This window comes from Streptomyces brevispora (genome assembly GCF_007829885.1).
In the GTDB taxonomy this organism is placed as follows: domain Bacteria; phylum Actinomycetota; class Actinomycetes; order Streptomycetales; family Streptomycetaceae; genus Streptomyces; species Streptomyces brevispora.
On sequence record NZ_VIWW01000001.1, the window covers coordinates 4500710 to 4521044 of the forward strand.

The window sequence follows — 20335 nt, forward strand, 5'->3', positions numbered from 1 at the left end:
TGCTCACACGCGCTCACTCACACTCAAGTGTGACGGTGAGCACACTTTCTAGGTAAAGACCTCATCAAATAGTTTGTGATACCGTTCACGAACCCGGTGACAGAGCCGAAGGACCTGAGTAACACGGTCTCTTGGCCCCGAGGCATCGACTCGGACCGGGCCTACGCTCGTCCATGACGACACACTGCCGAACCCCCCAGCAAGCGGAGCTGCCGCCATGCCGTCCAACGACGTCCGGACTCTCCTCCAGACCGCCGTACCCACCGCTGTCGCCGGCGCTGTTGCCGCCGCGATCGCCGGTGGCGTCGCCGGTGGCAAGGGAGCCCTGGGCGCGGTCGTTGCGACGATCGTGGTCATCCTCTTCATGGGTATCGGGCTGGTGGTCCTGCAACGGACCGCCAAGTCCCTGCCCCACCTGTTCCAGGCGATGGGGCTGATGCTGTACACGGCTCAGCTGCTCCTGCTGTTCATTTTCGTCGCCGTGTTCAAGAACACCACGATGTTCAACCCGAAGGCGTTCGCGATCACCCTGGTCGTGACGACACTCGCGTGGATCGGTGCACAGGCGCGTGCGCACATGAAGGCCAAGATCCTTTACGTCGAGCCCGAGTCGAAGTCCGACAAGAGTGAGAAGCCCAAGAACACTGGGTCCAGGTCGTGAAGGGTAGGGGCGGGATAAGGGCGAGTTCAGGACCCTGCTATCGTCCGGTTCCAACTGCGGCACCGCGGGCGCGGGCATATGAGCTGACGCCTGCTCGATCGCGAGGCTCAATGCCTGACTGCCGCTCACACATCCGAAACACCAGTCCAGTGCCGAACCGCGGCTGCGCGCCGCGCCGACACAACGAGGTTGCCGTACCTATGCGCCACGCTGAAGGAGCCCGCGGTGAGTGCTGACCCGACACAGGTGCTCGCCTTCGAGACCGATTGCCACATCTTCTCCGGTTGTGGTTTCCCGGCACCCGGCCTGCACTCGTTCCTGTTCGAACCCCTCTGGGGCGACGCGGACAGCAACCTGTACTTCAACAAGCCGATGCTGCTGGCCCTGCTCGGTTCGATCATCATCGTCGGCTTCTTCTGGGCGGCCTTCCGCAAGCCGAAGATCGTCCCGGGCAAGCTGCAGATGGTTGCCGAGGCGGGATACGACTTCATCCGCCGCGGCATCGTGTACGAGACGATCGGCAAGCGTGAGGGCGAGAAGTACGTCCCGCTCGTCGTCTCGCTGTTCTTCTTCGTCTGGATGATGAACCTCTGGTCGATCATCCCGGTCGCCCAGTTCCCGGTGACGTCGATCATCGCCTACCCCATTGTGCTGGCGGCGATCGTCTACATCGTGTGGGTCAGCCTGACCTTCAAGCGCCACGGTTTCGTCGGTGCTTTCAAGAACATCACCGGATACGACAAGTCGCTCGGCCCGGTGCTGCCGCTGGCCATGACCATCGAGTTGTTCTCGAACCTGCTGGTCCGGCCCTTTACTCACGCGGTGCGACTCTTCGCGAACATGTTTGCGGGGCACACGCTCCTGCTGCTGTTCACCATCGCCAGCTGGTACCTGCTCAACGGCATCGGTTTCGCGTACGCGGGCGTCTCCTTCGTGATGACCATCGTGATGACGGCCTTCGAGCTGTTCATCCAGGCGCTGCAGGCCTACGTCTTCGTCCTTCTGACCTGCACCTACATCCAGGGCGCGCTCGCCAAGCACCACTGAGCACCCGCACCCGTCCCAGTCGTCCGGTGGCCAACCCCCACCGGTCCGTGAAAGAGAAGGAAGAACTGGCATGTCCCAGACCCTTGCTGCCGTCAGCGGCTCCCTCGGCTCCGTCGGTTACGGCCTCGCTGCCATCGGCCCCGGCGTCGGCGTCGGCATCATCTTCGGTAACGGCACCCAGGCTCTCGCCCGTCAGCCCGAGGCTGCCGGTCTCATCCGCGCCAACCAGATCCTCGGCTTCGCCTTCTGTGAGGCGCTCGCCCTCATCGGTCTGGTCATGCCGTTCGTCTACGGCACCTGATCCACGGATCAACGACCAGCCCACTAGACGAAAGGCAATGACGTGAGCCAGTTGCTTACGATCGCGGCTGAGACGGAAAATCCGCTCATCCCGCCGATCCCTGAGCTCGTCATCGGCCTCATCGCCTTCCTGATCGTCTTCGGCTTCCTCGCCAAGAAGCTCCTTCCGAACATCAACAAGGTTCTGGACGAGCGTCGCGAGGCGATCGAAGGCGGCATCGAAAAGGCCGATGCGGCTCAGACCGAGGCCCAGAGCGTTCTTGAGCAGTACAAGGCTCAGCTCGCCGAGGCCCGCCACGAAGCCGCTCGTATGCGCCAGGAGGCGCAGGAGCAGGGCGCCGTGATCCTGCAGGAGATGCGGGCGGAAGGCCAGCGGCAGCGCGAGGAGATCGTCGCTGCGGGCCACGCCCAGATCGCCGCCGACCGCAAGGCCGCGGCGTCCGCGCTGCGTCAGGACGTGGGCAAGCTCGCCACCGACCTGGCCGGCAAGCTCGTCGGCGAGTCCCTCGAGGACCACGCCCGGCAGAGCGGCACCGTCGACCGTTTCCTCGACGAGCTCGAGGCGAAGGCCGAGGCCGTCCGATGAACGGCGCGAGCCGCGAGGCACTGGCCGCCGCACGCGAGCGTCTCGACGCACTGACCGACAGCACGTCGGTCGACGCGGCGAAGCTCGCCGAGGACCTGGCCGGCGTCACGGCGCTGCTGCACCGCGAGGTGTCGCTGCGCCGGGTCCTGACCGACCCGGCGCAGGCCGGCGAGGCCAGGGCCGAGCTGGCCGGACGGCTGCTGCGCGGCCAGGTGGGCGGCGAAGCCGTCGATCTGGTCTCCGGCATGGTCCGCTCGCGCTGGTCGCAGTCGCGTGACCTGGTCGACTCGGTCGAGGAACTGGCGAACACCGCAGACCTCACCGCCGCCCAGCGCAACGGAGACCTCGACGACGTCGAGGACGAGATGTTCCGGTTCGGCCGGATCGTCGCCTCCAACCCGGAGCTGCGCGCCGCGCTCACCAGCCGGACCGCGACCCCCGCCGCCAAGGGCGAGCTGCTGCGCAGCCTGCTCGGCGGAAAGGCGCGGCCCACCACCGAGCGCGTCATCGTGCGGCTTGTCACCCAGCCCCGGGGACGTAGCCTGGAGGAGGGACTCGACTCCCTCTCCAAGCTTGCCGCGGAGCGCCGCGACCGCATGGTCGCGATCGTCACCTCGGCAGTGCCGCTGAGCGATCGGCAGAAGCAGCGCCTCGGCGCCGCCCTGGCGAAGATCTACGGCCGCCCGATGCACCTGAATCTCGACGTGGACCCCGAGGTCCTCGGCGGAGTCACGGTGCGGGTCGGTGACGAGGTCATCAACGGCACCATCGCGGAGCGTCTCGACGAGGCGACCCGACGGATGGCCGGCTGACCCAGCCCGGCGCAGTAACAGAGACAGAGCAAGACCAGCGGCCCGGTTGGGCCGTGCAGAAATTGCAGAAGATTCCTGGGGGTCGGCCCCCAGACCCCCTTAAGAAACTTCGGGCCCAACAAGGAGAGCAGGGAACCCAGATGGCGGAGCTCACGATCCGGCCGGAGGAGATCCGGGACGCACTGGAGAACTTTGTCCAGTCGTACAAGCCGGACGCGGCCTCGCGCGAGGAGGTCGGTACGGTCAGCGTTGCCGGCGACGGCATCGCGAAGGTGGAGGGCCTGCCCTCCGCCATGGCGAACGAGCTGCTGAAGTTCGAGGACGGCACCCTCGGTCTCGCCCTCAACCTCGAGGAGCGCGAGATCGGTGCGATCGTCCTCGGCGAGTTCAGCGGAATCGAGGAGGGCCAGCCGGTGCAGCGCACCGGTGAGGTGCTCTCCGTCGGCGTCGGCGAGGGTTACCTCGGCCGCGTCGTCGACCCGCTCGGCAACCCGATCGACGGTCTCGGCGAGATCGCGACCGACAGCCGGCGCGCCCTCGAGCTGCAGGCCCCTGGCGTCATGGTCCGCAAGTCGGTGCACGAGCCGATGCAGACCGGCTACAAGGCCGTCGACGCCATGGTGCCGATCGGCCGCGGCCAGCGTCAGCTGATCATCGGCGACCGTCAGACGGGTAAGACCGCTCTGGCTGTCGACACGATCATCAACCAGCGCGACAACTGGCGCTCGGGCGACGTGAACAAGCAGGTGCGCTGCATCTACGTCGCCATCGGTCAGAAGGGCTCCACCATCGCCTCCGTGCGAGGTGCCCTGGAAGAGGCCGGAGCGCTCGAGTACACGACCATCGTCGCCGCCCCGGCGTCCGACCCGGCCGGCTTCAAGTACCTTGCGCCGTACACCGGTTCGGCCATCGGTCAGCACTGGATGTACCAGGGCAAGCACGTCCTGATCATCTTCGATGACCTCTCGAAGCAGGCCGACGCGTACCGCGCCGTATCGCTTCTGCTGCGCCGTCCGCCGGGCCGTGAGGCCTACCCGGGCGACGTCTTCTACCTCCACTCGCGTCTGCTGGAGCGCTGCGCCAAGCTCTCCGACGAGATGGGTGCCGGTTCGATGACCGGCCTCCCGATCGTCGAGACCAAGGCGAACGACGTGTCGGCGTTCATCCCGACCAACGTCATCTCCATCACCGACGGCCAGTGCTTCCTGGAGTCCGACCTGTTCAACGCCGGCCAGCGTCCGGCTCTGAACGTCGGTATCTCGGTCTCGCGAGTCGGTGGCTCCGCCCAGCACAAGGCCATGCGGCAGGTCTCCGGCCGACTGCGCGTGGACCTCGCCCAGTACCGCGAGCTGGAGGCGTTCGCCGCCTTCGGTTCCGACCTGGACGCGGCCTCGAAGGCTTCGCTGGAGCGCGGTAAGCGCATGGTCGAGCTGCTGAAGCAGCCGCAGTACGCCCCGTTCCCGGTCGAGGAGCAGGTCGTCTCGGTCTGGGCCGGCACCACGGGCAAGATGGACGACGTCCCGGTCGAGGACATCCGCCGCTTCGAGGGCGAGCTGCTGGAGTACCTGCGCCGCGAGCGCAAGGACCTCCTGACCAGCATCGCCGAGGGCGCCAAGATGTCCGACGACACGCTGCAGTCGATCGCCGACGCGGTCGCCGCCTTCAAGCAGCAGTTCGAGACCTCGGACGGCAAGCTTCTGGGCGAGGGCTGATCGATGGGCGCTCAGCTTCGCGTTTACAAGCGCCGCATCCAAGCCGTCACCGCGACCAAGAAGATCACCAAGGCGATGGAGATGATCGCCGCCTCGCGCATCGTCAAGGCGCAGCGCAAGGTGTCGGCGTCGATGCCGTACGCGGCCGAACTCACCCGTGCGGTGACCGCGGTCGCGACCGGCTCCACCACCAAGCACCCGCTCACCACCGAGGCCGAGGCCCCGGCGCGGGCCGCGATTCTGCTCATCACGAGCGACCGCGGTCTGGCCGGCGGCTACTCCTCCAACGCTCTCAAGGCGGCGGAGCGGCTCCGGGAGCGGCTCGCGGCGGAGGGCAAGGAGGTCGACGCGTACATCGTCGGCCGTAAGGGTGTCGCTTACTACGGCTTCCGCGAGCGCAAGGTCGCGGAGTCGTGGACGGGCTTCACCGACAGCCCGGAGTACTCGGACGCCAAGAGGGTCGCAGCGCCGCTGATCGAGGCCATTCAGAAGGACACGGCCGAGGGCGGCGTCGACGAGCTGCACATCGTCTTCACCGAGTTCGTGTCGATGATGACGCAGAACGCGGTCGACGACCGGATGCTGCCGCTCTCGCTCGACAAGGCTGCGCAGGAGAGCACGGAGAAGGGCGAGATCCTTCCGCTGTTCGACTTCGAGCCGTCGGCGGAGGACGTCCTCGACGCCCTCCTGCCGCGCTACGTCGAGAGTCGTATCTACAACGCACTGCTGCAGGCAGCCGCTTCCGAGCACGCTGCCCGCCGCCGCGCGATGAAGTCGGCGACCGACAACGCCGGGGATCTCATCAAGAGCCTCTCCCGGCTTGCCAACGCGGCCCGCCAGGCCGAAATCACCCAGGAAATCAGCGAGATCGTCGGCGGTGCAGGTGCTCTGTCCGACGCGTCCGCGGGGAGTGACAAGTAATGACGACGACAGTTGAGACGGCCGCTGCCACGGGCCGCGTCGCCCGGGTCATCGGCCCGGTCGTCGACGTGGAGTTCCCCGTCGACGCCATGCCGGAGATCTACAACGCCCTGCATGTGGAGGTGGCGGACCCGGCCGAGGACGGTGCCCGTAAGACACTGACCCTCGAAGTCGCCCAGCACCTGGGTGACGGCGTGGTCCGTGCGATCTCGATGCAGCCCACCGACGGTCTGGTCCGCCAGGCCCAGGTGACCGACACCGGCGCGGGCATCCTGGTGCCGGTCGGCGACATCACCAAGGGCAAGGTGTTCAACACTCTTGGTCAGATCCTGAACGACCCGGACGCCGAGGCTCAGATCACCGAGCGCTGGCCGATCCACCGCAAGGCCCCGGCCTTCGACCAGCTCGAGTCCAAGACCGAGATGTTCGAGACCGGCCTGAAGGTCGTCGACCTGCTGACCCCGTACGTCAAGGGCGGCAAGATCGGTCTGTTCGGTGGTGCGGGCGTCGGCAAGACGGTCCTCATCCAGGAAATGATCATGCGTGTGGCGAAGCTGCACGACGGTGTGTCGGTGTTCGCCGGTGTCGGCGAGCGCACCCGTGAGGGCAACGACCTCATCGACGAGATGACCGAGTCGGGCGTCCTGGAGAAGACCGCGCTGGTCTTCGGCCAGATGGACGAGCCGCCGGGCACCCGTCTGCGGGTCGCCCTGTCCGCCCTGACCATGGCGGAGTACTTCCGTGATGTGCAGAAGCAGGACGTGCTGCTCTTCATCGACAACATCTTCCGCTTCACGCAGGCCGGCTCCGAGGTCTCCACGCTGCTCGGCCGTATGCCGTCCGCGGTGGGTTACCAGCCGACGCTGGCCGACGAGATGGGTGTGCTCCAGGAGCGCATCACCTCGACGCGTGGTCACTCGATCACCTCGATGCAGGCGATCTACGTCCCCGCGGACGACCTGACCGACCCGGCCCCGGCCACCACGTTCGCCCACCTCGACGCGACGACGGTTCTTTCCCGTCCGATCTCCGAGAAGGGCATCTACCCGGCCGTGGACCCGCTGGACTCCACGTCCCGCATCCTGGACCCGCGCTACATCGCGCAGGACCACTACGACGCGGCCAGCCGTGTCAAGGGGATCCTGCAGAAGTACAAGGACCTCCAGGACATCATCGCGATCCTCGGTATCGACGAGCTGGGCGAGGAGGACAAGCTCGTTGTCCACCGTGCCCGTCGCGTCGAGCGCTTCCTGTCGCAGAACACCCACGCCGCCAAGCAGTTCACCGGCCTGGACGGTTCGGACGTGCCGCTCGACGAGTCGATCGCCGCGTTCAACTCGATCTGCGACGGTGAGTACGACCACTTCCCGGAGCAGGCGTTCTTCATGTGCGGTGGCATTGAGGACCTCAAGGCCAACGCCAAGGAGCTCGGCGTCTCCTGAGCCTCCGGCTCACCGAGGGGGGCGGGTGCGTCCCGTCCCCCTCACCACGCCCCGTAGAATTGACCCAACACCCGGCATGACCGCCGGGTGGTGACCCGAGGAGCCACCCTTGGCTGCTGAGCTGCACGTCGAGCTGGTCGCGGCGGACCGTAGTGTCTGGTCCGGCGAGGCCACCCTGGTCGTCGCGCGCACCACGTCCGGCGACATCGGCGTCATGCCCGGTCACCAGCCGCTTCTGGGTGTGCTGGAATCGGGCCCGGTGACGATCCGTACGAGTGATGGCGCCACTGTCATCGCCGCGGTGCACGGCGGTTTCATCTCGTTCGCCGACGACAAGCTCTCGCTGCTGGCGGAGATTGCCGAGCTGGCCGACGAGATCGATGTCCAGCGCGCGGAGCGTGCGCTGGAACGTGCCAAGTCGGACACGGACGGCGCCGCCGAGCGTCGCGCCGATGTGCGACTGCGTGCGGTGGCGGTGCACTAGCCACCCCGCGACAAGTCTTTACCCTCAGCCGCGGCCCGTTCTGGAGACCTCTCCAGACCGTGTCGCGGCTGAGGCGATGCAGGTGCAGGTGAAGTTCGGGCGGTATCCGTTTACTCGACGATGCGAGGAGGTCGGTGGAGATGTTCCTCGCGCTGTGGGTGGGCGGGCTGGTCGTCGCACTGGTCGCGGTTGGTCTCTTCGTCTTCGGTCTGCGCCGGCGGCTGATTCAGCGCTCCGGCGGGACCTTCGACTGCAGCCTGCGCTGGAACGTGCCGGTGGAACCGGACCTCTCGGGCAAGGGCTGGGTGTACGGCGTCGCCCGCTACCACGGCGACAAGGTCGACTGGTTCCGGGTCTTCAGCTACTCCCCGCGTCCACGCCGGGTGCTGGAGCGGTCCTCCATCGAGGTGGTCGCCCGCCGGATGCCCGAGGGCGAGGAGGAGCTCGCGCTGCTCTCCGACGCCATCGTGCTCGGCTGCCTCCACCAGGGGACCCGGCTGGAGCTGGCGATGAGCGAGGACGCGCTGACCGGATTTCTCGCCTGGCTGGAGGCGGCACCGCCCGGCCAGCGGGTGAACGTGGCCTGAGGTCACGCACCACACACACGAAAACCGGGGAGACAGGGGGCGGACCTGTCTCCCCGGTGCTTTTCGGGGGTTACGCGATGTGCGGTGCTGTGGGGATTACTTCAGACCGTTGTTCATCGCGCTCACGAGTTCACCGTTGCTGGTGTCCCCGCTGAACTCCCAGAAGAACGCGCCTCCCAGGCCCTGGCTCTTCGCCCAGGCCATCTTGGTGCCGATGGTGGCCGGGGTGTCGTAGCTCCACCAGTTGGTGCCGCAGTGCGCGTAGGCGGTGCCGGCGATGGTGCCGGTGGCGGGGCAGGTGTTCTTGAGGACCTTGTAGTCCTCGATGCCCGCCTCGTACGTACCCGGGGCGGCGCCGGTGGCGGTGCCGCCGGGCGCGTCCTGGGTCACGCCGGTCCAGCCGCGGCCGTAGAAGCCGATGCCGAGCAGCAGCTTCGAGGCGGGGACGCCCTGGGCCTTCAGCTTGGCGATGGCCTCGGAGGCGGAGAAGCCGGCCTTCGGGATGCCGGTGTACGGGGTGAGCGGGGAGTGCGGGGCCGTCGGGCCCTTCGCGTCCCAGGCGCCGAAGAAGTCGTACGTCATCACGTTGTACCAGTTCAGCGACTGTGCGGCGCCCGCGTAGTCGGCGACGTCGATCTTGCCGCCGTTGGAGCCGTCGGCCGTGATGGCCGCGGTCACCAGGTTGTTGCTGCCGAACTTGGTGCGCAGTGCGGACGTGAGGGACTTCAGTGCGGCCGGGCCGCTGGTGTCACAGGTCAGACCACAGGCGTTGGGGTACTCCCAGTCGATGTCGATGCCGTCGAAGACATCGGCCCAACGGGGGTCCTCCACCAGGTCGTAGCAGGACTGGGCGAACGCGGCCGGGTTCTGCGCCGCCTGGCCGAAGCCGCCGGACCAGGTCCAGCCGCCGAAGGACCAGAGGACCTTGATGTTCGGGTACTTCGCCTTGAGCTTGCGCAGCTGGTTGAAGCTGCCGCGCAGCGGCTGGTCCCAGGTGTCGGCGACGCCGTCGACGGACTGGTCGGCGGTGTACGCCTTGTCGTAGTCGGCGTAGGAGTCACCGATCGTGCACTTGCCGCCCTGGACGTTGCCGAAGGCGTAGTTGATGTGGGTGATCTTCGCGGCCGAACCCGAGGTGACCAGGTTCTTGACGTGGTAGTTCCGGCCGTAGACGCCCCACTCGGCGAAGTAGCCGAGGTTGACCTTGCTGCCGGTGCCCGGACCGGGGTCGGTGCCCCCGCCGCCGGTGGTGTGCACCTTGACCGCGCCGCTGGCCGGACCGGTCTGGTCGGCGGTGTCGCGGGCCCGCACGGTGTACGAGTAGTCGGTGCCGGCGGTGAGGCCGGTGTTGGTGTACGTGGTGCCGGTCACCGTGCCGACGACCGCGCCGTCCCGCAGGACGTCGTAGTTCTTGATGCCGTTGTCGTCGGTGGCCGCGTTCCAGCTCAGCTTCACCGAGGTGTCGGTGATGCCGCTCGCGGTGGGGGTGCCGGGGGCAGAGGGGGCCTTGTCACCGGGGACGCTGCCGCCGTCGCAGGAGGCGCCGTTCAGCTTGCATCCCGCGGGGGAGCCGGAGCCGGTGCCGTTGAAGCCGAACGAGACGCTGGCGCCCGGTGCGACCGAGCCGTTCCAGCTGAGGTTCTTGGCGGTCCAGTGAGTGCCGGAACTGGTGACGGCGGCGTCCCAGGCGGAGCCGACGGCGGTGCCGGAGGGGAAGTCCCACTCGATGGTCCAGGAGCTGAGGGCGGTGGTGCCGGTGTTCTTCACCGTCCACTGGCCCTCGAAGCCGCTGCCCCAGTCGGACTTCTTGACGTAGGTGGCGGTCGCCGAGGTGGCTGCTTCGGCCGGGGAGGCCATGCCGACCATCGCGGCGAGCGGAAGGAGCAGTGCGGTGAGGCCCGCGACGGCTCGTGATCTGGTGGCTTTCCCGGCCCCGACTCTGAATCGGGTCCGGCGGGGGGTCTCAGTACTCAACGGTGCTCCTCGGGTGAGGTCCGGACAAACGGGGGTGGTCCGTCGACTGCAAACCCTGCGCCGCCCTGAGTACGCCTTGTCATGGCGTACTCACCGCAGTGTGCTCGGTGAGAGTAGGAAGGTCTGGACCAATCGTCAAGAGGTCTGGACCAAAGAACCAGGGTTGGGCAGGACTAAACCTCAGAGGCCCAACTCCTGGGCCAGTACCGCCGCCTGGGCCCGGCTGCGAAGCTTCAGCTTCCCCAGCAGCCTGCTGACGTGCGTCTTCACCGTCGCTTCCGCCATGGACAGCCGCACCGCGACCTCGGCGTTCGACAGGCCCTCGCCGAGGCAGCCGAGCACTTCGCGCTCGCGCCGCGTGAGGGGGGCGAGCACCGACCTGTCCGCGGTTTCCGATGGCCGTACGGGGGCGGCACCGGCGAACTCCGCGATCAGCCGGCGCGTCACCGCCGGGGCGATCAGGCCCTCGCCGCGCGCCACCGTGCGTACCGCTTCGAGCAGGCCGTGGGCCTCGGTGTCCTTCAGCAGGAAGCCCGACGCCCCGGCCCGCAGCGCGCCGAAGACGTACTCGTCCAGATCGAAGGTCGTCAGCACCAGCACATCCGCCAGCCGCTCCGCGACCACCTGCTTCGTCGCCGACACCCCGTCCAGTTTGGGCATCTGAATGTCCATCAATACCAGGTCCGGGCGCAGTTCGCGGGCCAGCCGCACCGCCTCCTCCCCGTCGCGGGCCTCCCCGACGACCTCGATGTCCGGTGCGCTGCCCAGGATGAGCACCAGCCCAGCGCGCACCGCCGACTGGTCCTCGGCCACCAGTACCCGGATGGTCATGTCCTCACGCTCCCTTCCTCGACGGGCAGTTCGGCCCGTACCCGCCAGATCTTCGTCCCGTTCGCGGTGGACACCGGTCCCGCCTCGATCGCCCCGCCGAGCAGTGCCACCCGCTCCCGCATCCCGACCAGCCCGGTCCCCGAACCGGGAGCACGCGGTCCCGGCCGGTTCCCGAGGGCACTGGTGACCTCCACCGTCAGCCGCGGCCCCGCCTGCCCCAGCCGGACCGTGACCGGGCCGGGCCCGGCGTGCTTGAGCGTGTTCGTGAGGGACTCCTGGACGATCCGGTACGCGGCCAACTCGACCGGTGCCGGCAGCGGACCGGGCTCGTTGCGGGAGTCCTCCAGCACACATGTGAGCCCGCTGGACGCGGCGTTCGTACGGTGCTGCTCGACCAGGGCGACCAGCGAGCCGAGCGTGGGCGAGATACTGGGCTCCGGAGCGGCCCCACCGGTACGCAACAGCCCGATCAGACGGCGCATTTCGGCCAGACCGTCGACGCTGTTCTCCCGGATGACCCCCAGGGCGTTCCGGGACGTCTCCGGGTCGTCGATGGAGAGCGCGGCGGTGGAGTGGATGGCGATCGCGGAGAGGTGGTTGGCCACCATGTCGTGCAACTCGCGTGCCATCCGGGCCCGTTCGGCGGTCACCGCCTGCGCCCGGTCCATCTCGGCCAGCAGAGCCGTCTGATCGGCGCGCAGCCGCTCGGCTTCGGCGGCATCGCGGTGGTTGCGCACGCTGACGCCGGTGAGGGCGGGCACGAACGAGACCAGTCCCGTGACGATGCCGATGAGCAGCGCCTCGGCGGTGCGGAACCACGCCAGGAAGCCGATCGTGATCGTGACCGTGATCAGGAAGGTGGTCACCGGGATCCGCCGGGCTGCCGCCGGGCTGCCGTACAGCACGGCCGCGTACATGACGTCGGTGTACAGCAGCAGGGTGGCCAGGTTCCCGGCCGTGAACTGGTCCATGACCAGCGCCAGGGTGCCGATGATCAGGGCGGTCCGCGGCGCGCTTCTGCGCAGCAGCGCCAGTGCCGACATCACGGCGAGCGGGACCAGCTCGATCCCCGGGGCGTCGAGGGGGCGGCCGGTCTGCATGTGCAGACCGAGCAGCCACAGCACCACTCCGCCGAGCAGACCGCCGACCGCGATGAGGGCGTCGTCCCGGTGGGGGCGGGGATGAGAGAGCACCCTCCCATCCAACACGGCGGGCCGTTCCGGGACGTCCGTACGGGGAATGAGCCGCGACTGCATCGAAGTATGCAGCGGCGGTTCGTCACTCCGGGCGACGATCGGGCGCGCCGCCGCGGGGATGCTGGAGGGGAGCGAAAGGAGCAGGACCGTGATCGTCACGCTGATCGTTCTCTGCGAGATCGCCTTCTGGGTGCTGCTGGCCGTGGGACTCGCGCTGCGGTACGTGGCGAGGAAGCCGCGGCTCGGTGGCGCGGTGCTGCTGTGCGAGCCGCTGCTGGAGGTGATCCTGCTGGTGGTCACGGCCGTCGACCTGAAGAACGGCGCCGCTCCGGACTGGAAGCACGGCCTCGCCGCCGTGTACATCGGCTTCACGGTGGGCCTCGGGCACTCCACGATCCGGTGGGTCGACGCCCGGATCGCCCACCGGTTCGCGGGCGGTCCGCCACCGGTGAAGCCGCCGAAGTACGGCATGGCGCGGGCGGTCCACGAGTGGCGGGTGGCCGGACGGTGGACGGTGGCCACGGTGACGGCGCTGGCGCTGCTCCAGGGGGCGGTCTGGTACGTGGGGGGTGACGGGGACGTGGCGTCGCTGCGGTCCTGGCAGCAGACGATGCTGTTCGTGATGGGGATCAACCTGGTGATCGCGGCGAGCTACACGGTGTTCCCGAAGCGGGATCCGAAGGGATCCGCGAAGGGGGTGCCTCGCCCGCCCGGCTGAGGCGTTGTCATCGGTCGCCGGACGGGCCTGGCTCTACCGTTCGCCGCCCGGTACCCACAGCACGTCGCCGACCTCCTTGTTCGCCACCCGGGCGAGGATGAACAGCAGGTCGGAGAGCCGGTTGAGATACGTCGCCGTCAGCGGGTTCATCACCTCGCCGTGCACCTCGAACGCCGCCCAGGTGGACCGCTCCGCGCGCCGCACCACCGTGCACGCCTGGTGCAGCAGCGCCGCGCCCGGGGTGCCGCCGGGCAGGATGAAGCTGCGGAGCTTCTCCACCTGCTCCAGGAAGTGGTCGCAGTCCGCCTCCAGCTTGTCGACGTAGAACTGCTCGACCCGCAGCGGCGGGTACTTCGGTTCCTCGACGACCGGCGTCGACAGGTCGGCGCCCACGTCGAACAGGTCGTTCTGTACCCGGACGAGGACCTTCACGACGTCCTCGGTGAGCTGCCCGAGCGCGATCGCCGTGCCGATGACCGCGTTGGCCTCGTTGCTGTCGGCGTAGGCGGAGATCCGCAGATCGGTCTTGGCGGTCCGGCTCATGTCGCCGAGGGCGGTGGTGCCCTGGTCGCCGGTGCGGGTGTAGATACGTGTCAGATTGACCATGTCGTCAGCCTAGTGAGGCACCGGCCCTCCGGAGGACGCGTGTGCCCACTGTCACGGCGAGCGCCGCGAATCCGAGGGCGACCAGGACGCCGTACAGCAGGTGCGCGGTGGCGTACGAGCCGATGTACGCGTCCCGTACCGCGTCCACGAGGTAGCGGAACGGCGTGAGGTGGGAGAGCACGTCCAGCCATCCCGGGCCCAGCGTCGTCGGCAGCATCGGACCGGAGAGCAGCATGGCCGGCATGGTGAGCGAGTTGATCACCGGGCCGAACTCCTGCGGTGTGCTGACCCTCATCGCCAGGGCGTACGACAGCGAGGCCAGTGAGGCCGTCAGCAGACCGACGAACGCGAAGCCGATCAGCACCCCGGGGAGCGGCGCGCGCAAGCCCATGACCAGCGCGGCCAGGACCAGCAGGACCGCCTGGAACATGAACAGAGTGCGTCCGCCTCGTCGAGGTAGTGGGTGGTGAGCACGACGGTCGTGCCGGATGTGTCGCGCAGCCTCCGCACCAGGTTCCACAGATCGGTGCGGCTGCCCGGGTCGAGTCCGGTGGTCGGTTCGTCGAGGAAGAGCAGTGGTGGGCGGTGGGTGAGTCCCCTCGCGATGTCGAGCCGCCGGCGCCGGCCCCCCGAGAGCGAGGCCGTCTTCCGGTCGAGCAGGTCCGACAGGCCCAGTTCCCCGGCGCGGGCGACCGCCGCGGCCTTGCCGAGCCGGTACATCCGGCCCTGGGTGACCAGCTCCTCCCGCACGGTGATGCCGGGGCCGACCCCGCCGGACCGGGCGACGTACCCGCAGGTCTCCCGTACGCCCGCCGGGTCCGTGAGCAGGTCGTGGCCGGCCACGGTGGCGGCGCCGCCGGTGGGGGCCGGCAGCGTGGTGAGCATGCGCAGGGTGGTGGTCCTGCCCGCTCCGCGGCAAGGGCGAGTCCGCGGCCGACGCCGTCCTGCGGGAACTGCGCATCCAGGTCGAGGGCGTATCACCCACCGTCGGCCTGATGGAGGGCTACGAGCGCTTCATGTGGGTCATCGAGAACGCCGACGGCCTCAAGGCCCGCCTCTGGCGCGTACAGCAGGAGGCCGTCCGGCATCTGGAGGCGACGCTCCTGGAGGAGTCCGGGGCGGAGCCCGGGGACCGGACCCCGGTCCTGGTGGCCGGTCGGCTCTCCTGGGTGCACAGCACGCTCATGGCGTACATCGGGGGCGAGATGGCCGCGGGCCGCGGAGCCGCCGAGGTGTCCCGGGACGCCCTCGTCCTGCTCGATGACATCGAGGACCTGCTGGGCGAAAAGGTGCTCAACTACGCCCGGCGCGCCGCCGAATGACACGCCCCGGTGTGATGTCCGTCATTTGAGACGTGACGCGCATCTCTTCGCGGCCCCAGCGCCCCTCACGGGTACTAACCTCCGCCGGAGAGTATGGACAGGAACCTTATGGAAAGCAGGGGTGTCAACGTGGCCAGGAAGCTCGCCGTCATCGGAGCCGGACTCATGGGGTCCGGTATCGCGCAGGTCTCCGCCCAGGCGGGCTGGGACGTCGTGCTGCGCGATGTCACCGACGCGGCGCTGACCCGTGGCCGTGACGGCATCAAGACCTCCTACGACAAGTTCGTCTCCAAGGGCAAGCTCGCGGCGTCCGACGCCGAGTCCGCGCTCGCTCGCATCACCACGACCACCGATCTCGACGCGGTCGCCGACGCGGACATCGTCGTCGAGGCGGTCTTCGAGAAGCTGGAGGTGAAGCACGAGATCTTCCGGGCCCTCGACAAGATCGTCCGGGACGACACCGTGCTCGCCTCCAACACCTCCGCCATCCCGATCACCAAGATCGCGGCCGTGACGGAGCGCCCGGAGCGCGTCGTCGGTGTGCACTTCTTCTCGCCGGTCCCGATGATGCAGCTCTGCGAGCTCGTACGCGGCTACAAGACGAGCGACGAAACCCTCGCCACCGCACGGGAGTTCGCCGAGTCGGTCGGCAAGACCTGCATCGTGGTCAACCGTGACGTGGCCGGCTTCGTCACCACCCGGCTGATCTCGGCGCTGGTCGTCGAGGCCGCCAAGCTGTACGAGTCGGGCGTCGCCTCGGCGGAGGACATCGACACCGCGTGCAAGCTGGGTTTCGGCCACGCCATGGGGCCGCTCGCCACCGCGGACCTGACCGGCGTCGACATCCTGCTGCACGCCACCGGCAACATCTACACCGAGTCCCAGGACGAGAAGTTCGCCGCACCGGAGCTGATGCGCCGAATGGTCGATGCAGGTGACATCGGCCGCAAGAGCGGGCAGGGCTTCTACACCTACTGATCGTTTTCAGTCCCTTGTTGCCTGATCCGCTGTCAATCAGGCCCGGGGTCCCCGGGGGTCACCTCCCGGGATCAGTGGATCCGCACCGGATCGACAGCGGGCCTCAGTCACTCCACGGAGTGAATTCGGTATCGGTTCGCTTACAGACGGCAACTTCCCTGCCGCTGCCGCAGTCAGTTGGGGCAGAGGCAGTTTCAGACATCCGGACCTTGCCACGGAGCATTCCAGGGGAGCGCATATGCACATCAGGGGCGACCACGCCAAGCTGGTCGTCGGGGGCCGCCTCGACGTCCGAAGCGCGGCGGACGCCCGTACGGTCCTGCACTCGGCCCTCGACGACGGCGTCGGCGATCTGGTGCTGGACCTGACCGAGCTCGATTCATGGGACGCCACCGGACTCGGCGTCATCATGGGCGCGCACAGACGGGCCGGACGGGCCGGGCGGCGGCTGGTGCTCCGCGGCGTGCCACCGCAGATGCAACGCCTTCTGGTGGCCACCAGACTGCACCGCATCCTGGCCATCGAGGGCGGAATCGCCGCAGACTCCCTGCCACGCGTCTGAGGCTCCGGGCGGCGGCGGACACCCGTCCGCACCCCGCGGCCGAAGCCGCACAATCCTCACGAGACCGTGATCTGTCGGGCGGCGTGGGACCCCGGATGTTCGTAGATACTGTGCGAAGGTTTAGGGTTCGGCCGTCTGCCGATTGACGGACCCACCTGGCTGACACCGGACCGGAAGCGACCGCTGGACGTGCGAGGCCGGGAGGGACAACCGTGCTCGACGCGTCTTGGGGGCTTTGACGATGGACCCGATACACCGGGGGCCGGAAGAGTACGGCCACGACAGGAACGGCTCCGCGCAGGACGCCGGCCGACGGCGCACTTCCCGCGATCCGCTGACTCCTGATTTCGGTCAGCAAACACCGCAACAGATACGCATCGTCCCCGTCATATCGGGTGACCTCCTGCTCACGGTCAACCCGGTCGACGGCAGCGAGGTCGAACTGTGCCCGCCGGGCGAGCAGCCCGCCGAACCGGTCCGGCGCACCCCCGCCGGACGCGCCGACCACGAACGGGCCACCGCGCCCCCTGTGCCGCCCGGCCTGCCCGTCCTCCAGCTGCCCCTCCTGCAGCGCGCGGACGAACGCGAGCGACTGGTACGCCTGCTGGCCCGCGGCCGCTCCGTACGGCTCACCGGACCGGCCGGATCCGGCCGGACCGCGCTCCTCGACGCCGTCGCCGCCGACTGCGCGCAACTCGCACCGGACGGAGTCGTACGGCTCAGCGGCCACAAGCGAACCGTCACCGACCTGCTGTACGGACTCTTCGAGGCCGTCCACGACGCGCCGCTGCACCGCCCGGACCGGGCGCTGCTGCTGGAGAAGCTGCGCGCCACCGGCGCCGTCGTCGTCCTGGACGACCTGGAGTTCGGCGGCGCCGCGCTGGACGAGCTGCTCGACGCGACGCCCGAATGCGCCTTCCTGTTCGCCGCGACACCCGACATCGACGCCCCCGGCGCCGACTCCCACCTCGATGAGGTCTCCCTCGCCGGACTGGACCGCGGCGCCTCGGTCGACCTGATGGAACGGGTGGTCGAGCGGCCGCTCTCCGAGGAGGAGGCCAACTGGGCGGGCGACCTCTGGTTCGAGTCCGAGGGCCTGCCGCTGCGCTTCGTCCAGGCGGGCGCCCTGCTGCGCCAGCGCGATCTGCTGCGCACCGACTCCACCGCGTACGACGAGTACGGCTACCTCGACAACAGGCCCGCCGATGCGCCGCTGCCTGCCGAGGCCCCCGACGTGCCGCTGCCCAGCCTCGGTGAGGGCGCCGCGCCCGCCGCGCTGCTCGCCTCGCGGCTGAGCGGGGCCGCGCGCGACACCCTGCGCTTCGCGGTCGCGCTCGGCGGCGAGGTGCCGCACCAGGCGCATCTGCCGGCGCTCGTGGGGGACACCCACGCCGATGCCGCACTCGGCGAACTGGCCGGCTGCGGACTGCTCTCCCCGGCCGGGTCCCGCTACCGGCTGGCCGCCGGTGTGGTCGCCCAGCTGGAGGCCGCCGGATACGGCGACGACGCCACGAGCCGGGCCCGTACGGCGGCCCAGCACTACGCCTGGTGGGCCGGGCACCCCTCGGTCACCTCCGCACGGGCGGTCGCCGAGGCCGACGCGATCGTCGCGGCGATGACGCAGCTGGTGCCGGGGGACGGGGCCGGACAGACCAGCGTTGCCGTGCTGCTGGCCCGCAGCGCCTCGCCGACCTTCGCGGCCGGGCTGCACTGGAGCGCCTGGGAGAAGTCCCTGCGGATCGGCCAGGAGGCGGCCCGGATCGCCGGCGAGGTCGCCGAAGAGGCCTACTTCCACCACGAGTTGGGCGTACTCGCGCTCTGCACCGGCAATCCGGAGCGGGCCAGGGCCGAGCTGGAGACCTCCATCAGCATGCGCGGGGCGCTCGCCGACAAGTCGGGTGCGGTGGCCGGGCGCCGGGCACTCGCCCTGGTCGAGGACCGCTCCGGTGTGGTGGCGGGCCGTACTCCGGTGGACGAGGAGATACCGGCGAACCGCTTCGAGGCGTCGTCGCCCGGTGGCCCGACGGTCGCGCTGCCGGTCTCGACGCCGTGGCCGTCCGCGGCCGACACCGCCGTCCTGCCCCGGCAGACCGCTCCGAAGGGCGCTCCGAAGGGCGCTCCGAAGGGCGCTCCGAAGGGCGCGCCGGGTGGCCGCTTCGCGGTCCTGGGCGGGGCGCGGCGCAATCTGGTCGCCGCGAGTGCGGGTGTGCTGCTGGCAGGCGTGCTCGGCACGGTGGTGACGCTCGGGCTGACGTCGAGCAGTGATCCGCAGAGTGACCCCGGTGACTCGACCGAGCAGTCGGTGAGCGAGGGCGACGACAGCGAGAACGAACTCCCGGCCGACGAGCCGACGGACGATCCGGTTCCGTCCGCCCAGGCATCCAGCGCCACGGCGTCGACGCCCGGGCCGACGGGGAGCGAGGCCGCGCCCACCGGGAGCGTGAGTCCGTCCCGGGGGACGAGCGAACCGCGGGAGAGCTCGTCGTCCCCGGACAAGCCGCCCGTCGATCGCCCGTCGAGTCCTTCGGGCAAGCCGTCCGATCCGCCCAAGCCGACGAAGTCGGACACGCCGCGGCCGACGACGAGTCCGTCGTCGAGCCCGCCGGAGACGAGTGAGAGCCCGTCGCCCACGGAGCCCGTGACGGAGGAGCCGGGTCTGCCCAATTCGTCGGACTCGGCGAGTGGGCCGTCGGGGGCGATGAGTACGGGTACGGCGGTGTCCGGGGGGCCCGCACCGAGCCCGTCGGTGGCCTGAGCCGGGGTGCGCCCCGGGTGGGCGCCTTGTCCTCGCGCGCCGGACGGGCCTGATGGGCATGCTCGTCCGGCGCTGCGTCCGGGCTCCGGGGTCGGGGTCCCGTCCTCGGGCGCCGGGCGGGCTTGACGCACCGGGCGGGCTTGAGGACGGAGCGAACGGCCCGGGTCAGAACAGCCGGAGTTTGTCGTCCTCGATGCCGCGCATCGCGTTGTAGTCGAGCACCACGCAGCCGATCCCGCGGTCCGTCGCCAGCACGCGGGCCTGGGGCTTGATCTCCTGGGCGGCGAAGATGCCCTTCACCGGGGCGAGGTGCGGATCGCGGTTGAGCAGCTCCAGATAGCGGGTCAGCTGCTCCACGCCGTCGATGTCGCCGCGTCGCTTGAGCTCGACGGCCACGGTCTGCCCGTCGGCGTCGCGGCACAGGATGTCGACCGGGCCGATGGCGGTGAAGTACTCGCGGCGGATCAAGGTGTAGCCCTCGCCGAGGGTCTCGATCCGGTCAGCGAGCAGTTCCTGGAGATGCGCTTCCACGCCGTCCTTGATCAGGCCCGGATCGACGCCCAGTTCATGGGACGAGTCGTGGAGGATTTCCTCCATCGTGATGATCAGTTTTTCGCCCGCCTTGTTCACCACGGTCCAGACGCCCTCGGTGTCGTCGGCGCCCTCCTTCAGGGTGCAGGGCGGTGACATCCAGTTGAGCGGTTTGTAGGCCCTGTCGTCGGCGTGAATAGACACGCTCCCGTCCGCCTTCACCAGGATCAGACGGGGAGCGGAGGGCAGGTGGGCCGTGAGCCGGCCCGCGTAGTCCACGGAGCAGCGGGCGATGACGAGACGCATGGTC

At 69.1% G+C, this 20335-nt stretch carries 19 protein-coding genes and 3 pseudogenes; 15 read left to right on the plus strand and 7 right to left on the minus strand.

The genetic code is table 11. The features are described 5' to 3' along the window. The first annotated feature begins 217 nt into the window (after positions 1–217). From FHX80_RS21030 to FHX80_RS21075, 10 genes are all read left to right on the plus strand, one after another. Positions 218–661 carry a Cg1360 family ATP-synthase-associated protein gene (locus FHX80_RS21030; RefSeq protein WP_145765618.1) on the plus strand — a complete coding sequence of 148 codons (444 nt, stop codon included), beginning with the start codon at positions 218–220 and terminating at the stop codon, positions 659–661. Positions 662–886: 225 nt separating this feature from the next. Further along, a complete protein-coding gene (atpB, locus tag FHX80_RS21035) occupies positions 887–1708 on the plus strand; it encodes a F0F1 ATP synthase subunit A (protein WP_145765619.1) in 822 nt (273 codons plus the stop codon). Between the two features lie 70 nt (positions 1709–1778). Next, complete coding sequence (gene atpE / locus FHX80_RS21040; RefSeq protein WP_073889576.1) at positions 1779–2009, plus strand: ATP synthase F0 subunit C; 231 nt, start codon at positions 1779–1781, stop codon at positions 2007–2009. Between the two features lie 42 nt (positions 2010–2051). Further along, the gene (locus FHX80_RS21045) at positions 2052–2594 is read left to right on the plus strand and encodes a F0F1 ATP synthase subunit B (RefSeq protein ID WP_145765620.1); all 543 of its coding nucleotides are present in this window, start codon (positions 2052–2054) and stop codon (positions 2592–2594) included. Next, the gene (locus FHX80_RS21050) at positions 2591–3406 is read left to right on the plus strand and encodes a F0F1 ATP synthase subunit delta (RefSeq protein WP_145765621.1); all 816 of its coding nucleotides are present in this window, start codon (positions 2591–2593) and stop codon (positions 3404–3406) included. Before FHX80_RS21045 ends, FHX80_RS21050 begins: the two co-directional genes overlap by 4 nt. Before the next feature lie 140 nt (positions 3407–3546). Next, on the plus strand, positions 3547–5118 hold the full coding sequence (atpA, locus tag FHX80_RS21055; protein ID WP_145765622.1) for a F0F1 ATP synthase subunit alpha: 1572 nt from the start codon (positions 3547–3549) through the stop codon (positions 5116–5118). A gap of 3 nt (positions 5119–5121) precedes the next feature. Beyond that, a complete protein-coding gene (locus FHX80_RS21060) occupies positions 5122–6039 on the plus strand; it encodes a F0F1 ATP synthase subunit gamma (protein ID WP_145765623.1) in 918 nt (305 codons plus the stop codon). Beyond that, on the plus strand, positions 6039–7481 hold the full coding sequence (gene atpD / locus FHX80_RS21065; RefSeq protein WP_145765624.1) for a F0F1 ATP synthase subunit beta: 1443 nt from the start codon (positions 6039–6041) through the stop codon (positions 7479–7481). The genes FHX80_RS21060 and atpD overlap by 1 nt, the downstream gene beginning before the upstream one ends. A 109-nt stretch (positions 7482–7590) precedes the next feature. After that, a complete protein-coding gene (locus FHX80_RS21070; RefSeq protein WP_145765625.1) occupies positions 7591–7965 on the plus strand; it encodes a F0F1 ATP synthase subunit epsilon in 375 nt (124 codons plus the stop codon). A gap of 140 nt (positions 7966–8105) precedes the next feature. Beyond that, positions 8106–8552, plus strand: a complete 447-nt coding sequence (locus FHX80_RS21075) for a DUF2550 domain-containing protein (protein WP_208764800.1) — start codon at positions 8106–8108, stop codon at positions 8550–8552. A gap of 96 nt (positions 8553–8648) precedes the next feature. Here the strand turns inward: FHX80_RS21075 and FHX80_RS21080 are convergent, their stop codons facing one another. From FHX80_RS21080 to FHX80_RS21090, 3 genes are all read right to left on the minus strand, one after another. Beyond that, complete coding sequence (locus FHX80_RS21080; protein WP_145765627.1) at positions 8649–10526, minus strand: glycoside hydrolase family 18 chitinase; 1878 nt, start codon at positions 10524–10526, stop codon at positions 8649–8651. Between the two features lie 180 nt (positions 10527–10706). Next, positions 10707–11357, minus strand: coding sequence for a response regulator (locus FHX80_RS21085; protein WP_145765628.1), 651 nt, complete (start codon positions 11355–11357; stop codon positions 10707–10709). Continuing rightward, a complete protein-coding gene (locus FHX80_RS21090) occupies positions 11354–12550 on the minus strand; it encodes a sensor histidine kinase (RefSeq protein WP_208764696.1) in 1197 nt (398 codons plus the stop codon). Before FHX80_RS21090 ends, FHX80_RS21085 begins: the two co-directional genes overlap by 4 nt. A gap of 151 nt (positions 12551–12701) precedes the next feature. On the opposite strand from FHX80_RS21090, the gene FHX80_RS21095 reads away from it, so the two are divergent. Then, positions 12702–13271, plus strand: coding sequence for a hypothetical protein (locus FHX80_RS21095; protein WP_145765629.1), 570 nt, complete (start codon positions 12702–12704; stop codon positions 13269–13271). 33 nt (positions 13272–13304) lie between these two features. Here FHX80_RS21095 and FHX80_RS21100 read toward each other — a convergent pair whose 3' ends face one another. The 3 genes and pseudogenes from FHX80_RS21100 to FHX80_RS21110 form a co-directional block, all read right to left on the minus strand. Continuing rightward, positions 13305–13877, minus strand: coding sequence for a cob(I)yrinic acid a,c-diamide adenosyltransferase (locus tag FHX80_RS21100; RefSeq protein WP_145765630.1), 573 nt, complete (start codon positions 13875–13877; stop codon positions 13305–13307). 4 nt (positions 13878–13881) lie between these two features. Continuing rightward, a pseudogene (locus FHX80_RS21105) lies at positions 13882–14316 on the minus strand (ABC transporter permease); the annotation flags it as partial. Beyond that, a pseudogene (locus FHX80_RS21110) lies at positions 14313–14789 on the minus strand (ATP-binding cassette domain-containing protein); the annotation flags it as partial. The pseudogenes FHX80_RS21105 and FHX80_RS21110, both read right to left, overlap by 4 nt. Between FHX80_RS21110 and FHX80_RS21115 the strand changes: the two are divergent. From FHX80_RS21115 to FHX80_RS21130, 4 genes and pseudogenes are all read left to right on the plus strand, one after another. Then, positions 14789–15199: pseudogene (locus FHX80_RS21115) on the plus strand (TetR/AcrR family transcriptional regulator); the annotation flags it as partial. The pseudogenes FHX80_RS21110 and FHX80_RS21115 overlap by 1 nt on opposite strands. 129 nt (positions 15200–15328) lie before the next feature. Next, complete coding sequence (locus FHX80_RS21120; RefSeq protein WP_145767412.1) at positions 15329–16177, plus strand: 3-hydroxyacyl-CoA dehydrogenase family protein; 849 nt, start codon at positions 15329–15331, stop codon at positions 16175–16177. Between the two features lie 238 nt (positions 16178–16415). After that, the gene (locus tag FHX80_RS21125) at positions 16416–16739 is read left to right on the plus strand and encodes an STAS domain-containing protein (protein ID WP_145765632.1); all 324 of its coding nucleotides are present in this window, start codon (positions 16416–16418) and stop codon (positions 16737–16739) included. A 241-nt stretch (positions 16740–16980) separates the two neighbouring features. After that, a complete protein-coding gene (locus tag FHX80_RS21130) occupies positions 16981–19494 on the plus strand; it encodes an ATP-binding protein (RefSeq protein ID WP_145765633.1) in 2514 nt (837 codons plus the stop codon). Between the two features lie 165 nt (positions 19495–19659). On the opposite strand, the gene nucS is transcribed toward FHX80_RS21130, so the two are convergent. After that, on the minus strand, positions 19660–20331 hold the full coding sequence (gene nucS, locus FHX80_RS21135) for an endonuclease NucS (RefSeq protein WP_123523497.1): 672 nt from the start codon (positions 20329–20331) through the stop codon (positions 19660–19662). Positions 20332–20335: the final 4 nt, after the last annotated feature.